The sequence below is a fragment of the Nocardia abscessus genome (genome assembly GCF_015477775.1).
GTDB lineage: Bacteria > Actinomycetota > Actinomycetes > Mycobacteriales > Mycobacteriaceae > Nocardia > Nocardia abscessus_A.
Window position 1 is genome coordinate 297561 of the sequence record NZ_JADLQO010000009.1, and the last position, 20659, is coordinate 318219.

Below are 20659 nucleotides of genomic sequence, written 5' to 3' on the forward strand. Positions count from 1 at the left end.
GGCACCACATGTAGTCTGGCATCGGAGGGGGCCAATGCTGATCGATTTCGTTCCCAACGCGAGTTTGTACCCTTTCGAGTCGCGTTGGTTCGACTCGACCGTCGGCCGGGTTCACTACATCGATGAGGGGACCGGACCGACGATACTGTTCTGTCACGGCGCTCCGGCGTGGAGTTTCCTCTACCGCCACATCGTGAAGGACCTGCGCGACCGGTACCGGTGTATCGCCGTCGACTACCTAGGGTTCGGATTATCCGAACGTCCGGCGGGTTTCGGCTACACCATCGCCGAGCACACCGCAGTCCTCGGTGAGCTGATCGATCACCTGCAGCTCGACGGCTTCGTTCTGATGGGACACGATTGGGGTGGACCCATCGGTCTGGGCGCGGCCACCTCGCGCGCGGACCGGGTGAGCGGGATCGTGCTGGGCAACACGATGTTCTGGCCGATCGAAGCGAGGGCGAATCGGGCTTTCAGCGTGATCATGAGCAGCCGTCCGATGCAGCGGCGGATAGTCGAACAGAACTTCCTCGTCGAGCGTGTCCTGCTCGCAGAACTCGGGCGCAAGCTGACCGCTACCGAGGCCGACCACTACCGCGCGGTACAGCCCACCGCGGAGGCCCGGCGCGGACTCGCCGTGATGCCCAGAGAAATTCGTGCCGCGCGGCCGCTGCTGGACCAACTTGCCCGAGATGTGCCCGCCCTGCTCGGCGACAAGCCGACCCTGTTGGTGTGGGGCATGCGAGACATGGTGTTCCGCCCGAACGCCTGCTTCCCGCGAATGCGTGCCGCCTTCACCGATCTGGACATAGTGGAGCTGCCACACGCGCGGCACTTCATTCAGGAACACGCACCGGACGCGATTACGGAGGCGATCGCGAAGCGATTCCCATAAGGACGATCGAGGAACCCCACACTGAGGCGGTGAAGCTCGACACGCCTTGGATCGACGTGACCGAGAGTCGGGGACATGCCCTCCCGATCGGGTGACAGCATGTCCAGTGTGACTCGGCACCTAGACGATCTTGTAGGTTTGGGGCCGGTCTTGTAGCTTGCGGCGGTGTGCGACAGTGTTTCCGCATGACCGATCCGGAGTACCGGCAAGTTCCTTTCGACATGCGCGAAGACGAGTCGAAGGCCGACCGGACCGCGCGCTGGCACGACTGGCTCCATACTTGGCAAGGGACGGTCGGCCTCGCCTTCCACGACGACGACTTCAGCGCATCAGCGCTCGGCCAGAGCGTCGGCGAATTCCAGATCGTCGGATTCGAGTCCGGCGCCCTCGACTACCAGCGCTCTCAACGGGATGTGCGTGGCGACGGCGACTACGGCTACCGGCTCCTCATCCCGCTGGAAGGGAGTTTTAAATTCGCACAGGGTGATTCCATGGAGATATTCCGCCCGGGCAAAGTCTGCCTTTTCCACTGGGGCAGCCCCATGTACATGACACACGACGAGACAATTCGGGCGTTGATCATGACCGTGCCCGAAAAATCCATCCGCCTCGTCCACCCCGAAGACACCCCGCTCGCGCTGGATGAGACGCGGCCCGTCGTGCGCGCGCTGGACAGAGTGGTCCGTCAGCTCGCCGACAGCGAAGAACAGTGGACCACAGCAGATTTCGCCTACACATTCTCCAGTGCGCTGACGCTGCTCGAGGGGGGACTCACCCCGAATCGAGCCGTCACGCTGCGCGGAACCGAGAAGGATATCGAACGCGCGAAGGACGCTCAACGCGCACGTATCTTGATAGAACAGAAGGCGAGCGACCCCACCGTGACGCCGGAAGCCATCGCCGAGATGTGCGGGATGTCCCTGAAGACGCTGCACACCGTGTTGAAGGCGACCGAAGGCCTCACACCGGGCGCGATGCTGCGCAAGATCCGCCTCGACCTCGCACGTCAGCGATTGTCCACTCCACTGCCCATCGACATGGACAGGATCGCCTCCGAGGTCGGCTTCACTACGACACGCAGATTCCGAGAGGCATTCCAACGGCAGTTCGGGCAAACCCCGGCCCAGCTGCGCGAAGAGTTGTTCGGTATAGGCGCCAAAGGATAGCCCGTAGGGGATTCGGTTTCGCTGTCGCGCGGCGACTGGCCGTCGATGCGCGCTCGGCGTTGCGAGCATTGGCTTTTCGATGCCATGGCTCCACCTCTGCGCCGGTTCAGGTGCTGGATGTCCCGCCAGGCTGCCGCGGTGCCGCCCTTGCGGGGTGGCATTCATGCTGTGCCGCCGGACAGCGCGCGACGGTAGCCTGGCGCCATGATCGTTCGCGGACTGATCGTCGCAGCCCTCGTGGTTGTCGGCATTGCCGGATGCTCACCGGACAAAGAGAAGGTGATCTCGATGCGCGCGGTGCGCACCGCCGCTGCCGACGCCTCACCCTCGTCCTGCCCGATCCAGCTCGATGTGCCCGCGGCACTGAGCGCGGCGAAGGTCGGCGGCGAGGCCCGGTTCGATTCGGCGCGGACGCAGGTCTCGGCGAGCGAGACTCCGGCAGAGGATCCGGTGGCCGCACAGCGGAGCGGGCAGCGCCCGGTCGATGCCGCCGCAGGGGCGTCCATCGAATGCGAGTACCGGCTCGGACAGCACCCGCTGCGAGTCCAAGTGATCGCGACTCATGCAGGACGGTCGGTCAACCTGTTGGCCGCGCGAGTCAGCAGGGAGGCCCACCTGACCCGCGACGAACTCGACCGCTTTTTGTCCGCACCGCCCGGTGCCGGCGAGGTCGAGGTTGTCGGTGGCGCGGTCGCGGTGGGCGGGCTCGCCATCGACTACGGAGATGCCACGATACTGGTCTCCTCGGAGGCTCCCGAAGTGCGCGAAGCCACCCTCGAGCAGGTCACCAGGGCACTCATCGACCAGGTGAAGTTCTGAGGTTCCACCGTCCGTTCGGGGCCGTCCCGGGCAAGCACGGCCCCCGGTCGATTGCGGGGGCGGGATGTGCTGAGACGCCGGAAGCCGCGTGTCCGTGGCTTCCGGCGTGTCCGCACGTCAGGCGCGGTCCGGGTGCCAAGTGGTGACGGCCCAGATGACTACGACATCGAGTGCGATCACAAGGATCGACCACCCCGGGTAATAGGGGAGCCACAGGAAGTTGCCGAGGATGGACAGACCGGCGAGTATCACGGCTATCACCCTGGCCCACGCCGCTCCGGTCATCAGTCCGAGTGCGGAGATCACCAACAGGATGCCGAGGACGAGATGGATCCATCCCCACCCGGTCGTGTTGAACTGGTAGGTGTACTCGGGTCCTGCTACGTAGATTTCGTCTTTGGCTATCGCGGAGATTCCTTGAAGAATCGAGGCGACGCCGGTGATCATCAGGAGGACCGCCGCGCCGATCGACGTGCCGGCCGCGACGGCCTGTCTGGTCGGGGACTGGTCGGGTTCGGTTGTCCTGGCCATGGGTCACACCTCTGCTGGGTGGTCGTGTAATCGGATTTCGCTCAGCACCCGTCGCCGCCGCGCGGTTGATCGGGGTGAGTCGGCTGGTTCCGGGTGAGCCGATCCGGGGCTCGTTTTTCCAAGAGTATGGTTGCCGGATCCGTCACCGGACGGTGCCGCGTTTGCGTGGTCCCATGAAACGTACGCATAGGGTGAACGGAGAGGTATTTCCCGAACTCGTGGACCACGTAAGCCAATGCGCGCGAAATCAAATCCTCGAACAGCCTGGTTGACTGTCCGAGCCGTGAATGTCGAGGACGACTCCCTGGGCCTCGCGACTCCTTCTCGCTTCTTCGCTTATCTGGCTCGAATTGCACTTCGGGGAATCCCACCGGCAACGCGGGCGGGGCAACGTTCAGGATCTGGGACCACACACCACATTGTGTGTGATCTAGACCACGATAACACCTCCCGCTTCGCTTCTTAAGTGTCATGAGGATGTCTGGTTTCACTTGTCAGTCGGTGCCGAAGCCGGTTCAGCAGGCGTGCCACCAGCGCAATCTTGCGGACAGCTGTGCCGATCAGTCGCACTCGACACCTAGGCGGGACGTCCGGATCGGAGCGCTGATCATTGTCGCTTCAGGTGTCCTACAAACGTGTCGGAGAGGGTGGCGAAAGCACTTCATCCAGCTGGTCGTTTTTGTCAGACTCTCCCGTTCTACGCGGCGGGAGCGCACACTGAAGGAGGGTGCTTCCGGACGGCGTGTGCGCGGTTCGGACAAAGCGACTGTTGATTATGCACTGTGTCTAATTCTTATGAGTCGAGGAGTGCTTGTGAACGCATACCCATCGATCGCTGAGCACGGCATTGTCGGTGATCTGCAGACTGCGGCTTTGGTGTCCTCGGCGGGCACGATCGACTGGTGGTGTACTCCGAGATTCGATTCGCCGAGCGTTTTCGCGTCGCTGTTGGACAGCGAGCGCGGTGGTTTCTGCCGATTGGCCATTGATTCCGCGGTGGAGAACGCGGCGGTTCGGCAGCTGTATATGCCCGACACAGCCATTCTCGTCACCAGGTTCATGGCGCCGGACGGGGTCGGTGAGGTCGGAGACTTCATGGACCCGATCCAGGATCCGGTGGCCACCGATCGGCACCGGCTGGTGCGAGTGGTCCGGGTGGTGCGAGGTACTCTGCCGTTCACACTCACCTGCAGGCCGCGGTTCGACTACGGTCGTGCCTCGCACCAACTGGAAATGCGCGACGACCGAGCAGCGGTCTTCCACGGTCCGGGAACGGACCTGCACCTGCAGGTGACCGATCCGATGACGCTGGAGTCCGAGGACGGTGACATCACCGCACGGTTCACCCTCTCCGAAGGCCAAACCGCGGTAGTGGCGTTGACCAGCATGGCGAGCGAGGGCTCGGCGCCTGCGCATCCGGGGTGGGACGATACGGTGGCCGACTTGGAGCGGTGCCGCAGCTTCTGGCAGTCCTGGTTGCGTTCGTCCAAGTATCGCGGCCGGTGGCGGGACATGGTGAATCGTTCGGCCATCACATTGAAACTGCTGACCTACGCACCGAGTGGGGCGCCGATCGCCGCAGCGACCATGGGCCTGCCTGAACAGGTGGGCGGCGAGCGCAACTGGGACTACCGCTATACCTGGATTCGGGATGCTTCTCTGTCGGTGCGCGCGCTGATCGATTTGGGCTTCACCGAAGAGGCGTACGCCTTCCGGCGCTGGCTGCGCGACCGTCTCGATGCCGGCGACACTGCCTCGGGGGAGCCGTTGCAGATCATGTACCGGATCGATGGCGACCCGCGGCTGGACGAGGAGGTACTCGACCACTTGGAGGGCTATCGGGGTTCGGCGCCGGTACGGGTCGGCAATGCGGCGGCGGATCAGGTTCAGCTCGATATCTATGGCGAGGCCGCCGACGCCCTGGCTCAGTCGCCGGACATCGGTGGCATTTGGGGGTGGAGGTCGTTCGCGAACCTCACCGACTGGCTGGCCGAGCACTGGGACCGGCCCGATGAGGGAATCTGGGAGACGCGCGGTGGGCAGCAGGAGTTCACCTACAGCCGTCTGATGACGTGGGTCGCGTTCGATCGCGGTGTCCGGCTGGCCACCGACTTCTCACGTCCGGCGAATATCGCCCGCTGGACGCAGGCGCGTGACGAGGTGTTCGCCCAGATCGTCGAACGCGGATGGAGCTCGAAGCGACAGGCATTCGTGCAGCATTATGCGACCGATGTGCTGGATGCGTCGCTGTTGCTCATGCCGAGAATGGGTTTTCTGTCGCCCAAGGATCCGGCATGGCTGAGCACCCTTGATGCCATGGACGACGAACTGGTCAGCGACAGCCTGGTCTACCGCTACGACCCCGAAGCGTCCCCGGATGGTCTGCGCGGCGTAGAAGGAACCTTCAACCTGTGCAGCTTCCTGTATGTGGAGGCGCTTGCTCGTGCGGGACGGCTGACCCAGGCCCGGTACGCCTTCGACAAGATGCTCACCTACGCCAATCACGTCGGTCTCTTCGCCGAAGAGATCGGCCCTTCCGGTGAGCAGTTGGGCAATTTCCCGCAGGCGTTCACGCACCTGGCCCTGGTCGCGGCCGCCATGGCTCTGGACGAACAACTCGACCGCGCCGAGGCTCGGCCGGCGGCGATGTCCGGATAGGCCGAGCCGCCGGATGGCCGGTACCGGTGTGTCCAGCCCGCCCCGCGGAGCGCTTGTTCCGCTGGCGCTCGCGCAGTTCATCTGCAGCTTCGCCGGTTCGAATATGAACGTGATGATCAACGACATCAGCGCTGATCTGAACACCACCGTGCAGGGTGTGCAGACCGTGATCACGATCTTCCTGTTGGTGATGGCGGCGTTGATGATTCCGGGCGGCAAGATCACCGACCGGTACGGCCGTAAACGCTGTTTCATGGCGGGCCTGATCGTGTACGGCGTAGGCGCGGTGCTCAGCGCCCTCGCACCTGGGCTGGGCGTGCTCATCCTGGGCAACTCGATTCTCGAGGGTGTCGGCACCGCGATGCTGATACCGCCCGTCTACATCATGACGACCTTGCTGTTCACCGAAGCGCCGTCCCGCGCGCGAGCATTCGGCGCGATCATGGCGATGGGCGGGATCGGCGCCGCGGCGGGCCCCCTTCTCGGCGGGCTCATCACCTCGGGACTCAGTTGGCGCGCGGCCTTCGCGTTCCAAGCGTTGGTGGTCGGGTTGATCGTGGTGCTCGGTCGCCGCATCACCGACCCGTTGCCCCCGGACCCGGCCAAGTCGTTGGACATCTCCGGCACGGCGTTGTCTGCGATCGGGCTGGTCTTGCTGGTGATGGGGATTCTGGCCGCCGACAACGACATCCGGCTGATGTTCGGGCTGCTCGCGGCTGGAGCGGTATTCCTGATGTGGTTCTTCCTGTCGATTCGCGCGAAAGAGCGGGCCGGGCACGAGCCTTTGATCTCGACCAGCCTGTTCCGCAACCGCACTTCCAACCTCGGCCTGATCACCCAGAACATTCAATGGCTGATGCTGATGGGGACCTCGTTCGTGGTCGCCGCGTACCTGCAAGTCGTCCGGGGATATGACGCTGTTCAGACCGGCGTGATCTTCACCGCCGCCACGGTAGGGCTGCTGGTGTCGTCGCTCGCCGCCGCACGGCTGGCGCGGCGGCGAGCCCAGCGCACTCTCATCGTCGCCGGGTTTCTCGTGACGGTCGTTGGTATCGCCGCGCTACTCGCTTTGGCGGGCCGCTCCCTCAACCCGTGGGCTTTCGCCCCGGGACTGCTGCTGATCGGGGTGGGGCTGGGCGTGATGCTGACCCCCTCGGTCACGATCGTGCAGTCCAGCTTCGACGAGGAGCAACAGGGTGAGATCTCCGGGTTGTCGCGCAGCGTGTCGAACCTCGGCTCCGCACTCGGCACGGCTGTCGCGGGGACCATCCTCGTCGCGGGCCTGACAAGTCACGCCTACGCGGCCGCGTTGACCACTCTGGCCGCCGTCGGGATCATCGGGTTGCTCGCTGCGGTATCGCTGCCCCGGAACGACTCCCGAGCGCCCGAAGTGCGGGATGACGGCGGCGTGCAGAGCCCATGACACCTCTGGTCCGTCCTGCGCTGCGGCGGCAAGCGAGACGCCCCACGACAGGTTCCATCGAGGAAAGGACCGAGCCCGGTTTCGGGACGCGGTCGGCGCGGCTCGGAGGTTCGACGAAGGAGAGGAGGTCTCGTGGACACCGATCCGCATGCCCTGTTGCACGGCCCATTGTTCTCGCGTACCACGCCGTTGGATGGCGACAATGCGGCCAGCCGCATCAGCGCCTACATCTACGGCAATGTCCTGGTTCTCGCGGCACTGGTGCCGGTCGTCACGGGAGACAAGCACGTAGGAATCCTGGTGGTCCTCGGAACAGCCTTGTCCACGTTCGTCGCTCATGCCTTCGCCGAAGCGGTCGGGCACAGCGTGCGTCGTCGTAGTGCACTGACGAGGGCCGAGAAAATCCGCGATCTGCGCAATTCGGTCCCGATCCTCAGTTCCGCGGTACTACCATGCGCCATTCTCGCGATCGGATGGCTGGGCTGGTTGGAGCCGAGAACCGCGCAGGTAGTCGCGGAACTGACGGTTCTGATCCGGATCGGGGGCATCGTGTTCGTCATCGGCCGGCTCAATGGGCAGCGTCCTACGCGAGAGTCGGTGTTCGGTGCTGTCCTGTTGACGGTGATCGCCGCGACCGTTGTGGTCGTGAAGATCGCGCTCGGCCACTGAGGCACGCAGCCCGGCGGGATCGAGGATCCGTTGATGTGGCGCTCCGGCACGGGACAACGCGCGTTGGGAAACACGTAGTTGCCCGATAGTTGCCATAACCTCCTCGGTGCGCGGTGCGGTGACGGTTACGCTTGCCGCGTGCCAACCAATCTGACCGACAGTGCGCCCGGTCGTGGATCCGGTCCTATCGTCCGGCGTGGGCATGATCGCGAGCGGCCTCACCGCTATTCGTTCGGTGGGCTGCTGGTCGCGGTGATCTTCGTGTGGCTGTCGCTGACGCCGACGTTGCTGCCGCGTGGTCCATTTTTCCAAGGATTGGTTACCGGGATTTCGGCGGCGATCGGCTACGGCATCGGCGTCCTCGGCTCGAAGTTGGTTCGCCATCTCGTGCAGCGGGAGGCGACACCCGGTGTGCAGAAAGTCGTGCGCTGGATAGTTCTGTCGATCGGAATTCTCGGAAGTCTGGCGATGCTCGCGTGGTTCCGAGATTGGCAGTCGGACCTGCGGGTGCTTATGAGTGCCGCGCCGTTCCCTTGGTGGGGATATCTCGTCGTGGTAATTGTGTCGATTGCGCTTTTCGTCGGGTTGGTGGCACTGACCCGGATGCTGTCTCGCGCAGTGTCGTGGGTCGAACGCAAGGTCAGCCGGGTGGTACCGCGACGGATCTCGGCGACGGTCATCGGTGTCGTGGTGGTGGCGCTGCTCGTCGTGTTGATCAACGGGGCGGCGGTGCGCGTGATCATGTCCGGGCTGAACGATTCCTTCGCCGCTCTCAATCAGGAGACCAAGGCCGGGGACGAGCCGCCGACCACGTCGCTGCGTTCGGGCGGACCTGGCTCACTTGTCAGCTGGGACTCGCTGGGCAGGCAGGGCCGCGCGTTCGTCTCGCGTGGTTCCACTGTCGAGGAACTGTCCGCGTTCCATGGGGGACGGCCCGCGCTGGAGCCGATCCGTGCCTACGCCGGGCTCGCCAGCGGTGGGCAGACGATCCAGGAGAACGCTCGGCTGGCAGCGGACGAACTCGAACGCGCAGGCGGTTTCGACCGTGCCGTCGTCGCCGTGGCGACCACCACGGGCACCGGGTGGATCAACGAGAGTCTCGCGTCCGCGCTGGAATACATGTACAACGGCGACACCGCGATCGTCGGGCTGCAGTACTCGTACCTGCCGAGCTGGCTGTCGTTCCTGGTGGACCGAGAGCGTGCTCGCCAGGCTGGGGAGGCGCAATTCGACGCTGTGTACGACAAATGGAAGCGGCTGCCGTCGGAAACTCGTCCGAAGCTCGTCGTCATGGGTGAAAGCCTCGGCTCCTACGGAGGCGAGAGCGCTTTCGGCAACGTCGAGAACGTCGAGCTACGCACCGACGGCGTCCTGTTCACCGGACCGCCGAATGCCAATGAGATATGGACCGACGTTACCGCGAACCGCGATCCGGGTTCACCGGAGTGGCTGCCGATCTATGAACGTGGAGAGACGGTGCGGTTCGGGGCGCGGGCACCGCAGGACCTGCCGCGGCCCGACGCACCGTGGGAGCGGCCCCGGATGGTCTATCTGCAGCATGCCTCGGACCCGATCGTCTGGTGGTCTCCGAAACTCGTTCTGAACGAGCCGGATTGGCTGGACGAGGAGCGTGGGTACGACGTCCTCGACAGCACGCGCTGGTACCCGTTCGTAACGTTTCTGCAAGTAGCTGCCGACATGGCGGTGTCGACCAGCGTGCCCGACGGCCACGGCCACACATACGTTGTCGATATCGCCGACGCGTGGAGCGCGATTCTTCCGCCGGAAGGCTGGACCCCGGCAGACAACGACCGCCTGCGCGCCACACTCGCCGGAATCGGTGGGGACGGCTGAGCGGCAGGCTTCCCCGATCGATTACACCTCCCGCCACGCGGTGACCGTGCCGTCATCGATCGCCTTGCGCAGCGCGGCATGATCGCGGGCGTTCTGGTCGGCGCAACTCTCGGCGAATGCGGCCATGGCTACCTCGAAGTCGTCGTCCGCGTCGAGGTAACCGGTGATCGCAAACCGGTCACCGGCGCGTGCGTGGGCGTAGGCGAGGACACGTGCGCACAAGCGGCCGTAGCGAGTCATCAGTTCAGGGGACATGGTCTGGATGTCGGCGGATCCTTTGCCGTCACGCAGTTGACGGACGTAGAAGTCCCGGATCACTCCGTCTTCGCCCGCGCCTTGCTGCCAGCCCAGGAAGATATCGCTGGCAGCTTGCATCAGCCGCTGCCCGGCCACGACACGCTCGCCCTGGTTGGTGAACGACGGGCCGTCGAGGTGCTTCGCGAGGACCGACGGCTGAGCTTCTTTGACTTGTAGGAACAGTGGGTCGTTGCCCGGCCCGCGCAGGAGGATGATCCATGCCCGGGTGCCGACGCTGCCCACACCGACGACCTTTCGGGCCGCTTGAACGTACTCGAACCGGTCGAACAGGGCTCGCCGGTTGGGCTGCAGGGTGTCGCGGTACTGACCGAGCCGCTGGATCAGCGTCCGGTTCAACTGCTCCGCGTCGGCGCCGGTGAAGATCTCCTCGATAGGGATGATCAGTGGCGGCGTGCTCGTGATCCGCGGTTGCCCGTCCACGACGGTGGTCAGCTTCGACAGCGCCTGGACGCTGTCTCGGCTCCAGGACTTGTCGATCGTCTTCTTCAACCGTTTCCTGGTCGGCGGATCGAGGACTGCGCGCAGTTCGTCGAAACGGGTCACGGCGTCGATATGGGAGTACCAGACCTCGAGCTCTCCGCGTGCGGACTGCTGATTCATGATGTCGCGGTACTCGGCGGCGCAGGCACGGATGTACTTCCCGCGTTGTTTGCCGCTGTGGTTGTTGTCGCGTCCGGCGACCGCGAGGCTCGCGACAAGTCGTTTGACGTCCCATTCGAACGGGCCGGGATAGGTTTCATCGAAGTCGTTGAGGTCGAAGGCAAGGTTGCGTTCCGGTGTCGCGAAGAGTCCGAAGTTGCTCAGATGGGCGTCGCCGCACAGTTGAGTGATCAAGCCGGTGGTCGGAGCGTGCGAAAGATCCTCGGCCATGACCACCGCCGCGCCGCGGTAGAACGCGAACGGCGCGCTGCTCATTCGCCCGTACCGCACCGGAACGAGCTCGGGAATTCGGGTCGCGGCCTGGGCTTCGAGCAGCCCGAGCGGATCCCGATCAGCGCTGGGCCGGAACTCGGCCAACACGCCGGACGGTGCCCGGCGCCATACTGACTTGCCGTATTCGGCACGGTCGGCGCGGGTCGATCGGTCGGCCGCGTCAGTGTGCTCGTCGGGCTCCGCGACGGCGGGATCGTTTCGCTCGGTCATGGTTCGCCCCACAATCGCTAGTCGCGCTCTGATAAGGAAGCTCGTCACGGACGGTCCGGCGGCAGGTGGATATGGGCGGTGCAGGTTTGATGCGGTGTCACTTCATGAGTGCGAGGTTGCGCCAGAAGTTGACGAGGCTTTCGGTTCCCCCGAACAGGGTGGTGAAGTTGGTCGAATCGACTATGACGATGTCGCCGGCGCGTCGGTCGGTGGGCGGCAACCAGATGAGGGTGTTGAATTCGGTATCGCCCTCGGCGGTGAAGGGATGGGGTCGGTCGAGGTCGATGGGTTGGCGGGCGAGCAGACGCACGGATTCGCTTGCGGGCGCGGTGAGGTGATAGTGCGGGAGATGGGGGTGGAAGTTGAACGTGGTGACGTTCTCGAGCAGATTCAGGGCGTCGAGGTCGCGGAATGTGGTCAAAGGCGCGATGGATTTCGTGTCTTCGACGACGGCGGGACGGAGTCCGTACATGTTGTGCACCGGAACGTCGAGGGCTTTCATCAGTGAGCGCGTGTAGGCGCTGAAGCGTTGCTGGCGCGGCACCAGTGGGTCGCCGTGGTGGTCGTATTCGACTTGGCGTTGCTGGAGGTCGTCGGTGCAGCCGACGTCGTGGTGTGGCGCCAGGAGCAGACAGGTGTCTTCGCGGCGTAGCCACTCGTCGATGGCTGCGATCTCCTCGGGCTCGGCTGCTGCCTGACCGAGTACGTGGTCGAGGCCGAAGATCATGAGGGTGTCGGTGTCGGCGAGGATGCGTTCGTCGATGGGTAGTTCGAACCCCGCTTGATCAATGCGCTGGAAGACTGCGACAGGATGGCCGGTGGCTTCTGCGGCGACCTGCTGGAAGGTGAGGGTGGAGCGGTGGAACAGCTCCAGCGTTCCCGCGATTCCCTGCAGGAAGTGGGCGGTGTCGTATTCGGGTGTCTCGTAGGCCGGCCAGGTGGCCTGGCGCACTTCGGTCATGGTGGAGAAGCGGTTGTCCAGCGCGGCGGGGTCGCGCTGGGCTTCCCAGGGATAGCTCCAACTCCAGTAGATGCTCAATCGGCGTCTGCCGGGAGCATAGGTGCGCGGCAGCTGGGATTGGTTGTAGGTGCGTGCTGCCCGGGCGATCGTGCTCATGGTGCTACCTCGTTGTCGGTGAGAGTGCAGAGGTAACGCAGGGCGCTGAGACCGGGCAGGAAGAAGTACGCGCCACCTCTGAGCGTTGTAAACGCCGGTAATCCCTTGATCGTTCTGCGAATCGGGCGCTTGGGGATTTTGTATTCCAGGGTTCCGTCTTGATTGCCGATGATCGGGTCGCGCTCGTTGCCGAGTTCGTGGAAGGTCTTGTCGTTGATCCACACGTTCTGGGCGAACTCGAATTGACGCACCAGGCTTGCGCATAGCACGAATGCCGCGATTCCACGCTCGGCGCCGTCTTCGGGTACGCCCTCCGGGAGGTGCGGTCCGTAGGTAGCGCCGCGGCGGATCAGGCGCCTGTGTTGCATGTTCACCGCGGTGTCGCGGGGATTCAGCCTGCGGATGTGAGAACCCAGAGGCGCCGCATAGCCGTAGGGATCCATCTCTTTGTAGTTGAAATCATTGTTGCGCTGCATATCAGCCCCGAGCTCGGGGTCGTCGCTGTCGGGGGCGAGCACCAGGGGAGCGCCGCTTCGCCAACGACCCATCAGTTTCGCGGCCAGCAACTCTTGCTCCTCAGCGGTGTCGGCGTGCTCGGCCAGGAAATCGCGAAACCGCCCGACGTGTTCCTGCAGGCGCCGGTAGGCCATGTAGCTGCCGTTGCGCGACAACACCTCCGGTTGCGGCAGTCCGGCCGGAGGGCCGTCCTCGTCGGGATATCCCAGGATGAACTCCCCAGCCTTGATGGGGGCGCCCGTGCCCGGCGTCGGCTGTTCACCGGAGCCTTCGATCACCGGCTGTGACAACCGGTCGCGGTAGCCGAAATGGTCGTGCGCGTACTCCAAAGGCGGAACGGCCGCCACGTCCAGCGAGGAGAGCACCGTTACTCCCGCGCAGCCGGCGACCAGCTGGTCGTGCGCTCGGATGCGACGATCGCGTTCGGCATCGTCCTGGGCGAACAGTACGACGATCGCGTGCAGCCCGTCGCGGGCCAATCCACCGACCCAGTGGTCGGGATGATCGAGTCCGATGTCACCGAGGATGTGTGCCCGTGCTGCCATGCCTTGCCGGAACTCCTCGGGAAATGTCGCCAACGACTGATCGGGCACGCCGAGCGCGCGCAGCCCGGTCCAGGTGAACGCGAGTGTCACCCAGCTGCGGTCGGTGCTCACGCGGCGTTGTGCGTCAGCCGCCGAGGCGACCCGGTCGACCATGGCCGACAGCCACGCCCGCCCACCGTCGCCACTGTCGAACGACAGGAACTCGTAGCGCCCGGTCAGCGCGGGGACGCGGGTCAGCACCATGTGCTGGATATCGTCGATTTCGAGCATCAACGAACCTCGTGGTACTACTGCATTTGGTCGAGCATGTCGGAGAACGCCGCCTTCAAACGCAGTGCCTTCTTGATCTCTTCCGCGGTCACGTATGGGTACTCGCCGTACTCCAGGAAGCTCGGGAATTGGTGCTCACGGAAGAACTTGACGACCGCGTCGGTATCGGTCTTCCAGTCCTCGGGGAATCCTTCGAGGTTGACGAAGACGGTCGTGATGCCTGTCGACACGAACAGGGCGATGGCGTCCTCGACGTACTTGTCGAAGTCGGTGTCGAAGATCCCTTGATACTGGAAACACAGCCCGTCACCGATGTCGAACAGCACCCACCGCAAGTAGTGCAACCGCAGTGGCGCCAGCACGGTGGGGTCCTCTTCGACCGCGGTCTCGAGCTGTTTACCGTACTCTCGGATCGCCGCCTCTCGTCCGGGTTTGACCCTCGCGATGATCGAAAAGCCGTAATTGGCCGGTGTGCGGGGGAATATCGGTCCGTACCGACCCTGCTCCAGCTCGAAATATCCTTCCTTCGGAATGGTCATCGCCGTCGGCTTGGACCAATCGCCGTCACCTGTGGTCATGTCCGCCTCCGTCTCCAGTGGTGTGGCTCCAGTGGCACGGTCACGAAGAAGTGGCCCGATAGCGGCCGATCTGTCACGAACGACGCCGAATCATCAATAGCCGATCTCGGCGATCGGCATGAACTCATCGCGGGCACGGGGCCGCCCAGCCAGCTGGCCGGCCAGCCCCTTCGCTTCGGCAGTTACGGACTTCTTCATTCGAATCGCAATCAACGCGGTTTGAACGGGATTCGCGCAGTGGCGCAACGGGTGGTATCGATAGCTGCGCGGACGTAGCCCGGATACCGCAGTCCGCCTCGCGGCGGTGCTCACGCGGTGAGTTTAGCAGGCGAGCCGCTCCGCGATCCTGCTCTTGCCTGTGCTGTCCGTCGCTCGAACAGTTGAACTCCTCGGCGTGGGTTGCTGCTCATGTACTATATGCTCGGTATTTTCACGTCGAGTCTGCCGTCTGGCGCCGAAGACGCTCAGTGCTCATTTCGCACCGAACCTCGATGAATCGATCGAGCGACGAGAAGTGGGCGCCTCACAAAGAAAACAAGAGTCTGCTTTCGATCCAGGCGCCGACCTGCGGTCCGATTTACTCCGCGGTTGGCAACGACACGGGAAAGATCGCCCGAGGAGGTTCACAACATGGATTCGTTTTGGGATTACGTCTGGTACACGATCCTGGTGTTCGCCTTCGTGGCGTATCTGATCGTGCTGTTCCAGATTCTCGTGGATTTGTTCCGCGACCACGCCGTCTCCGGCGTCGCCAAAGCCGTGTGGGTGATTGCCCTGGTGGTGTTCCCCTACCTGACTGCGCTGGTGTACCTGATCGTCCGTGGGCGGGGCATGGCGCTGCGCGGCCAGCGGGCGCAGGCCGAGGCGAAGCTGGCCACCGATCACTACATACAGCAGGTCGCGGGTAAGTCGCCCGCCGAGAACATCGCCGATGCCAAGGCCCTCCGCGACTCCGGTGTCATCACTGACGTGGAATTCGAGCAACTGAAGGCTCAGGCACTAGGGCATCCGGGTTCTGCACACAACGCGCCTACCGGCCAGTGACGCTGCGGCCTTGCCTGCTGTCCGGTGTCGGTTGTCGATAGTCCGACACCGTGGCGGCGGCCTGGCCGGAGCACGCGCCGAATCCGCGGATTGGGAAGCCATCGATGCGGAGGCACCCCGGTCGCGTCCCATGCGCCGAACCGCAACCACCACGAGCGGACGGGGGAGACTCGAAGGCGGAGCCTGGAGTCTGCGACGTGCCCTTCCCTCGCGCGTCGCCGCAGTCGTGTCGGCGTCAGGCAGTGGCGGGGGATTGCAGGCGCCAGGGGGCTCGCCGGATGAGGCCGTCGCCGCGGCCGGAGTCCACGGTGTTACTGCGAAGGCGCGCACCACTCGCGGCGGTAGGTGGCCCAATCTGCCGGTGTCGCAGCGAAATCGACGTACAGCGCTACACCGAAGGCCGGTCGACGGGGGTCCTTTCGGCTCAATGCCAGTCGGATTCCGCGCACCGCGTTGGCGACGGTTTCCGCCGCGCCGTGATGCCCGGGATCGTCGGCCCAGAAAGCGGGCAGCCCCATCAGCAGGTCGACACTCGCCGGGGTGACCTCGAGTGCGAGTGCGGTCTGCTGAGCGACGTACCCGCCATACAGGGAACCCCACGGCATGGAGGTGTCATACGACATCAGCGCTACCTGATCTACGCGGCGCGCCACGTCCGCGAAATACTCTTGCGACCACCACTTTCCGTGATCGAACAGGGTGATTCCGACCGAGTGCAGCCCCGGCAGGGGGTCGATCTGCGGAGCCGACACCGACAGCGGTGCGCCTCGGCTCGCGGTGACGGCGCGTACCTGGTCCAGCAGCGTCAGGTATCCGGACGTACCCGACCGCACCGGCTCCAGATCGAGGTGGACGCCGTCGAAACCGAGGTCGACAACCCTGGTGGCGGAGGTGGTGATCCGGTCGCGGACGGCGGCTTCGTCCAGATGCAGACCGTCGAATTCGGGGGCGACGAGGTCTCCGAGCCAGGACTGCACCCGTATCCCGGGCCGTGCACGATGTACCGCATCGACGAACCACTGTGCCCGCGGATGTAAGTCGTCGCGCAGACTGCCGTCGTGTTCCAGCGGGCCGGTGTGCACGTAGAGGTCCTTGATGCCGGTGCCGGCCAACGTGGTCACCAGTCCAGCCACGTCGGCGTCGGTCTTGCGGCCGTCCACCCAGGCGTGGCCGAGCCACACCGCGTCCCGCCCTCTGGTGCGCGCGTCCGCGCCGGGTTCACCGGCGAACTCGAATCGCAGCGCGACCGCGGCCGCTCCCACCGGAACCAGCAGCATCGCAAGCACTAGCCCCACGGCTACCGCGGCGCGGCGCCACCGCGACCAACCCCGCCACCGAGTCACCACACTCAGCAACCTGCCCCGCACTTTTCGTCCCTCCCGCGCTGAGAGCCGTGACGCGAGCCGCCTCTCTTGCCTGCCGCTCGCCTCGGCCGATCCCAACACTACCAACCCGCGTGCCACGACCTTTGCAGTCCGGACCACAACGACTTCGGGCAGTCGTGGCTGTCTCGGCACCAAATCGCTGTTCCGCCTGCTGTGGGTGGAGGTCGACTACAACCTGGCCCGCTACACGCGCCGCTACAGGCGGCACGGCACGAGACACCACCGAAAACTTGCGTGAGTGAGCCTACGAGGAACTCGCCCACATCGATAACGTCCAGACGGACCTCCAACCACCGGCGTGCCCGCCGCGAGTGGTTCGAGCGCCGCCACATCGATGACGTCCAGACGCCCCGCAACAGGTGCGAATCCCGCGCTTCGAGCAAGAGAGCGCGCCCCGCCTTGGCGTGCGAGCGCGCTCGCGCGGCGTAGTAGCGGTGGAATCATCACCCTGTCGCGTCCTACCAGCAAGCTCATGGCCGACCTCATCGACCAGAACTACGGTGCCCTTGCCTAGTGGGGCGGCACAGCGCCCACGCCACTCGGACAAAAGAGCCGATCATAGGCTGATTCGATACGGCAAGTTCCATACCTGCCCGCCTGCCGCCGGTTGACCGGCGACGGGTGGCCTTCTGTGCACAATCGCCCAGGCATCATCTCGGCCGGATTCTTGCGATATGGGTCCTACTCGATGGCCGCCTTGTCGGAGAAGCCGGAACAGGGGCCGCTCCGCCCTACGCGACGCGCGTGGAGTCCCGATCGCCCATGCGGCAACGGCCACGCTACTTCGCGTGCCTGCGAGGGGCGGATTATGGGACGGATAGATGTCAGCGTGCGCATTCCCGCCGCACGTGGCGCCACGAAGAGGTTATGGGGGAGTGTCGGGCACTGTGGGGTGACATGAGGAGTCGAAGAATGCACCGACTTCGGAGGCGGTGGTGAACCGGCCCTGCGGACACTCTTAGCGACCGCAGATGTCCTCACACCGGCCCCGTAGCGCTGCGTGGCCGGTCGAGAAACATGATCACGGTTGACCACGCCTGTCTGCATCAAATGAGACGCTCGGACCCGGATCGGCGTGTCTTCTGCTCGTTCGGTCCGATGACCTGCCGGTTTTTGAGACAATGAATACGGATCGCATACCAAGTGTGTGCAGCCGATCGGTTTGTGCTCGCGTTAGACCCTTCAACTGCTCCGCCGTGAGCCCACGGTGCGGGAGTCGGCGATTATCGAGCCGACGCCTCGGTACGGCGGGCGCGCTCGAATCCATTGCGATGCGTCATGCGATCAGCGAAGGAATTTCGGCATGGCTCGATACCTGTTGGCAGCGAGTCCGATACCTGGGCATGTGGCGCCGATGCAGGCCGTCGCGGCTGACTTGCGGCGGCGTGGGAATCAGGTGCGCTTGGTTGCTGGCACAGGGTTTTGCGCATCCACTCGAGCGCAGGGTATCGAATCCTCGGCGCTGCCCCGAGATGCCGAGGTGGCGCGTGCCCCGGTGCCACGAGGTCGGGTATCGGATTTACTCAGGCGGTGGCGAACCGGTCGGGCGGAACTGCGGTCTGCTTTTCTGGCCCCGATTCCGGCGCAGTACCGGGCACTGGCCACTGAGCTGGATCGAACGGAATTCGATGCCGTTCTCGTCGACGTGATGTTCACCGGGGCCATTCCGCTGCTGTTGTCGCGGCGGAAACGGCCGCCGGTGATCGTCTGTGGCGTCGTTCCATTGATGCTGTCCAGCGCGGACTGTCCGCCGTTCGGGACCGGCTGGCAGCCGCGCGCGGGTCGTGATTACACGACGATGAACCGGTTTGTGCAGCAGGTGTTGTTTCGTGGTCACCAGGCCGGGCTCAACTCGATTCTGCGCGCGCTCGACCTGGAGCCCGCGCCGGTTTTCCTGCTGGACTGGCCCGTCCTCGCCGATCGAATCCTGCAGTTCACTGTGCCCGGTTTCGAATACCCGCGAGGCGATCTGCCGACGTCGGTGGTCTTCACCGGGCCGATTCCGATCCCCGCTCTCCCGGATATCGCCTTGCCGAGTTGGTGGCCCGCCCTCGGGGGCGCGAAAAGGATCGTTCATGTCACACAGGGCACATGGGACAACCGGTGTTTCGATCAGTTGCTCCGCCCGACCTTGTCCGCGCTGAGCCAACGCTCCGATGTAGTGGTCGTCGCGTGCACCGGTCGCTCGCAAACACCCATCGGGCCCCTGCCCGCGAACGCGTATGCCGCCGATTTCATCCCCTACGCACAGCTGCTGCCGCGCGTGGACGTGATGATCACCAATGGTGGCTATGGCGGCGTCAACCAAGCACTGAGCTACGGGGTGCCATTGATCGTCGCGGGCGATACTGCGGACAAGCCGGAGACCGCCGCCCGGGTGGCATACACCGGAGCAGGCATCGATCTCGGCACCGCATGGCCACGGCCCGCTGCCGTCGCGGCGGCGGTCGACAGGGTACTGAGTTCCGGCAGCATCCGCGTCGCGGCCGGCCGGTTGGCTGCGGAGATGGCGGATCGGTCACCCTTCGACGCAGTCGCGGCGGTACTGGCCGAGGTGGGCTCGGGCCCGCAGCGCGCCGCATCCGCCTTCCGGGCACGGCATCCGAGTGCAAGGAACGGCGAATGACGAGAGACGCGGCATCTTTCGACCCACCGCGGCCACCGGACGCCGGAGGCAGGGCCCGGCGCACGCCTGCCATCGCTGCTGAGAGGAGGTGGAAATGATACGCACGGAGCTCGACGCCGCCGGTATAAGGGAACAGGGACTGCGGCAGTCGTATCGGATGTGCCGCGAGCTCAACGCCCGCCATGGGAAGACCTTCTTTCTCGCCACTCGGTTGCTCGCACCCGATCAACGGCCCGCCGTGCACGCGCTGTACGGATTCGCGCGACGTGCCGACGACATCCTGGACGAATTCGACCCGTATTCGTCCACGGCCGAACGCGCTGCCCGATTGGACAGACTGGCGCGGCAGTTCGAGGCGGGGAATACCGGTGGCGATCCGGTCCTGGCCGCAGTGCTGCACACCGCCGAGGCCTATCGGATACCGAACGATTTGTTCGGCGCGTTCCTGGAATCGATGCGTCTGGATCTCTCTGTCACCGACTACCCGGACCGCGCCGCGTTGGACCGCTACGTCTACGGTTCGGCGGAGGTGATCGGGCTACAGCTGCTGCCGGTGCTCGGCACCACGGACTCGGCGGCGGCCGCGCCGTACGCGGCGGCCCTAGGCAAGGCATTTCAGCTGACCAACTTCCTGCGCGATGTCGACGAGGACCTGGCTCGTAATCGCATCTACCTGCCCGCGGACGAGCTGGCCGCACACGGTGTGGACCGGGAGTTGCTGTCCTGGTGCCGCCGAAATCGCCGAGTCGAGCCGCGGGTGCGTCGCGCGTTGGCGACACAACACGCAATCACCAGGCAGATCTACGATTACGCGCTCGGTGGGATCGAATTGCTGGCGCCCCGCTCGCGGCCATGCGTAACGACCGCAGCGACGCTGTACGCGGAGATACTCGACCGCATCGAAGCCGCGGATTTCGAGGTGTTCGGCCGACGTGCCAGAGTCGGGATCGGTCGGCGACTACAGCTCGGCGCGGCAGGGCAACTGCGAGCGTGGTGGGTACGCCGACCAGCCAGAGCGGAACGCCCGAACACTTCGCGCGCAACGCCGTGCGATTCCGCATTTCCGCTCGATTCCGCCGATTCGCGCGAACACACGTGAGGT

The 20659-nt window shown here is 64.7% G+C and carries 17 protein-coding genes; 10 read left to right on the forward strand and 7 right to left on the reverse strand.

Annotated elements, in window-relative coordinates; genetic code table 11:
- Nucleotides 1-34 precede the first annotated feature (34 nt).
- From IU450_RS23465 to IU450_RS23475, 3 genes are all read left to right on the forward strand, one after another.
- A complete protein-coding gene (locus IU450_RS23465) occupies nt 35-895 on the forward strand; it encodes a haloalkane dehalogenase (protein WP_195151888.1) in 861 nt (286 codons plus the stop codon).
- 185 nt (nt 896-1080) lie between these two features.
- Entirely contained in the window at nt 1081-2061 is a 981-nt protein-coding gene (locus IU450_RS23470; RefSeq protein WP_195151889.1) for a helix-turn-helix domain-containing protein, read from the forward strand.
- Between the two features lie 204 nt (nt 2062-2265).
- Nucleotides 2266-2880, forward strand: a complete 615-nt coding sequence (locus IU450_RS23475; RefSeq protein WP_195151890.1) for a hypothetical protein — start codon at nt 2266-2268, stop codon at nt 2878-2880.
- A 117-nt stretch (nt 2881-2997) separates the two neighbouring features.
- On the opposite strand, the gene IU450_RS23480 is transcribed toward IU450_RS23475, so the two are convergent.
- Nucleotides 2998-3411 (reverse strand): DUF7144 family membrane protein, encoded by a 414-nt coding sequence (locus tag IU450_RS23480; protein ID WP_195151891.1) that lies wholly within the window; start codon nt 3409-3411, stop codon nt 2998-3000.
- 813 nt (nt 3412-4224) lie between these two features.
- On the opposite strand from IU450_RS23480, the gene IU450_RS23485 reads away from it, so the two are divergent.
- From IU450_RS23485 to IU450_RS23500, 4 genes are all read left to right on the forward strand, one after another.
- Nucleotides 4225-6069 carry a glycoside hydrolase family 15 protein gene (locus tag IU450_RS23485; protein ID WP_195151892.1) on the forward strand — a complete coding sequence of 615 codons (1845 nt, stop codon included), beginning with the start codon at nt 4225-4227 and terminating at the stop codon, nt 6067-6069.
- Nucleotides 6070-6082: 13 nt separating this feature from the next.
- Complete coding sequence (locus tag IU450_RS23490; protein ID WP_195151893.1) at nt 6083-7492, forward strand: MFS transporter; 1410 nt, start codon at nt 6083-6085, stop codon at nt 7490-7492.
- A gap of 132 nt (nt 7493-7624) precedes the next feature.
- Nucleotides 7625-8161, forward strand: a complete 537-nt coding sequence (locus tag IU450_RS23495) for a hypothetical protein (RefSeq protein ID WP_195151894.1) — start codon at nt 7625-7627, stop codon at nt 8159-8161.
- A 138-nt stretch (nt 8162-8299) separates the two neighbouring features.
- Nucleotides 8300-10015: an alpha/beta hydrolase gene (locus IU450_RS23500; RefSeq protein WP_195151895.1), complete on the forward strand. Its 1716-nt coding sequence runs from the start codon at nt 8300-8302 to the stop codon at nt 10013-10015.
- 21 nt (nt 10016-10036) lie between these two features.
- On the opposite strand, the gene IU450_RS23505 is transcribed toward IU450_RS23500, so the two are convergent.
- The 5 genes from IU450_RS23505 to IU450_RS23525 form a co-directional block, all read right to left on the reverse strand.
- Nucleotides 10037-11476 carry a DUF2252 domain-containing protein gene (locus IU450_RS23505; protein ID WP_195151896.1) on the reverse strand — a complete coding sequence of 480 codons (1440 nt, stop codon included), beginning with the start codon at nt 11474-11476 and terminating at the stop codon, nt 10037-10039.
- Nucleotides 11477-11573: 97 nt separating this feature from the next.
- Nucleotides 11574-12593 (reverse strand): hypothetical protein, encoded by a 1020-nt coding sequence (locus IU450_RS23510; RefSeq protein WP_195151897.1) that lies wholly within the window; start codon nt 12591-12593, stop codon nt 11574-11576.
- Nucleotides 12590-13924 (reverse strand): Dyp-type peroxidase, encoded by a 1335-nt coding sequence (locus IU450_RS23515; protein ID WP_195151898.1) that lies wholly within the window; start codon nt 13922-13924, stop codon nt 12590-12592. The genes IU450_RS23510 and IU450_RS23515 overlap by 4 nt, the downstream gene beginning before the upstream one ends.
- Before the next feature lie 17 nt (nt 13925-13941).
- A complete protein-coding gene (locus IU450_RS23520; RefSeq protein ID WP_195151899.1) occupies nt 13942-14502 on the reverse strand; it encodes a hypothetical protein in 561 nt (186 codons plus the stop codon).
- Nucleotides 14503-14595: 93 nt separating this feature from the next.
- Complete coding sequence (locus IU450_RS23525; protein WP_195151900.1) at nt 14596-14814, reverse strand: hypothetical protein; 219 nt, start codon at nt 14812-14814, stop codon at nt 14596-14598.
- Nucleotides 14815-15132: 318 nt separating this feature from the next.
- On the opposite strand from IU450_RS23525, the gene IU450_RS23530 reads away from it, so the two are divergent.
- Entirely contained in the window at nt 15133-15546 is a 414-nt protein-coding gene (locus IU450_RS23530) for an SHOCT domain-containing protein (RefSeq protein WP_195151901.1), read from the forward strand.
- Between the two features lie 311 nt (nt 15547-15857).
- Here IU450_RS23530 and IU450_RS23535 read toward each other — a convergent pair whose 3' ends face one another.
- Nucleotides 15858-16823, reverse strand: coding sequence for a glycosyl hydrolase family 18 protein (locus IU450_RS23535; RefSeq protein WP_228834974.1), 966 nt, complete (start codon nt 16821-16823; stop codon nt 15858-15860).
- Between the two features lie 1756 nt (nt 16824-18579).
- Here IU450_RS23535 and IU450_RS23540 point away from each other — a divergent pair.
- Complete coding sequence (locus IU450_RS23540) at nt 18580-19557, forward strand: glycosyltransferase (protein WP_228834975.1); 978 nt, start codon at nt 18580-18582, stop codon at nt 19555-19557.
- A gap of 94 nt (nt 19558-19651) precedes the next feature.
- Nucleotides 19652-20656 (forward strand): phytoene/squalene synthase family protein, encoded by a 1005-nt coding sequence (locus tag IU450_RS23545; RefSeq protein WP_195151904.1) that lies wholly within the window; start codon nt 19652-19654, stop codon nt 20654-20656.
- Nucleotides 20657-20659: the final 3 nt, after the last annotated feature.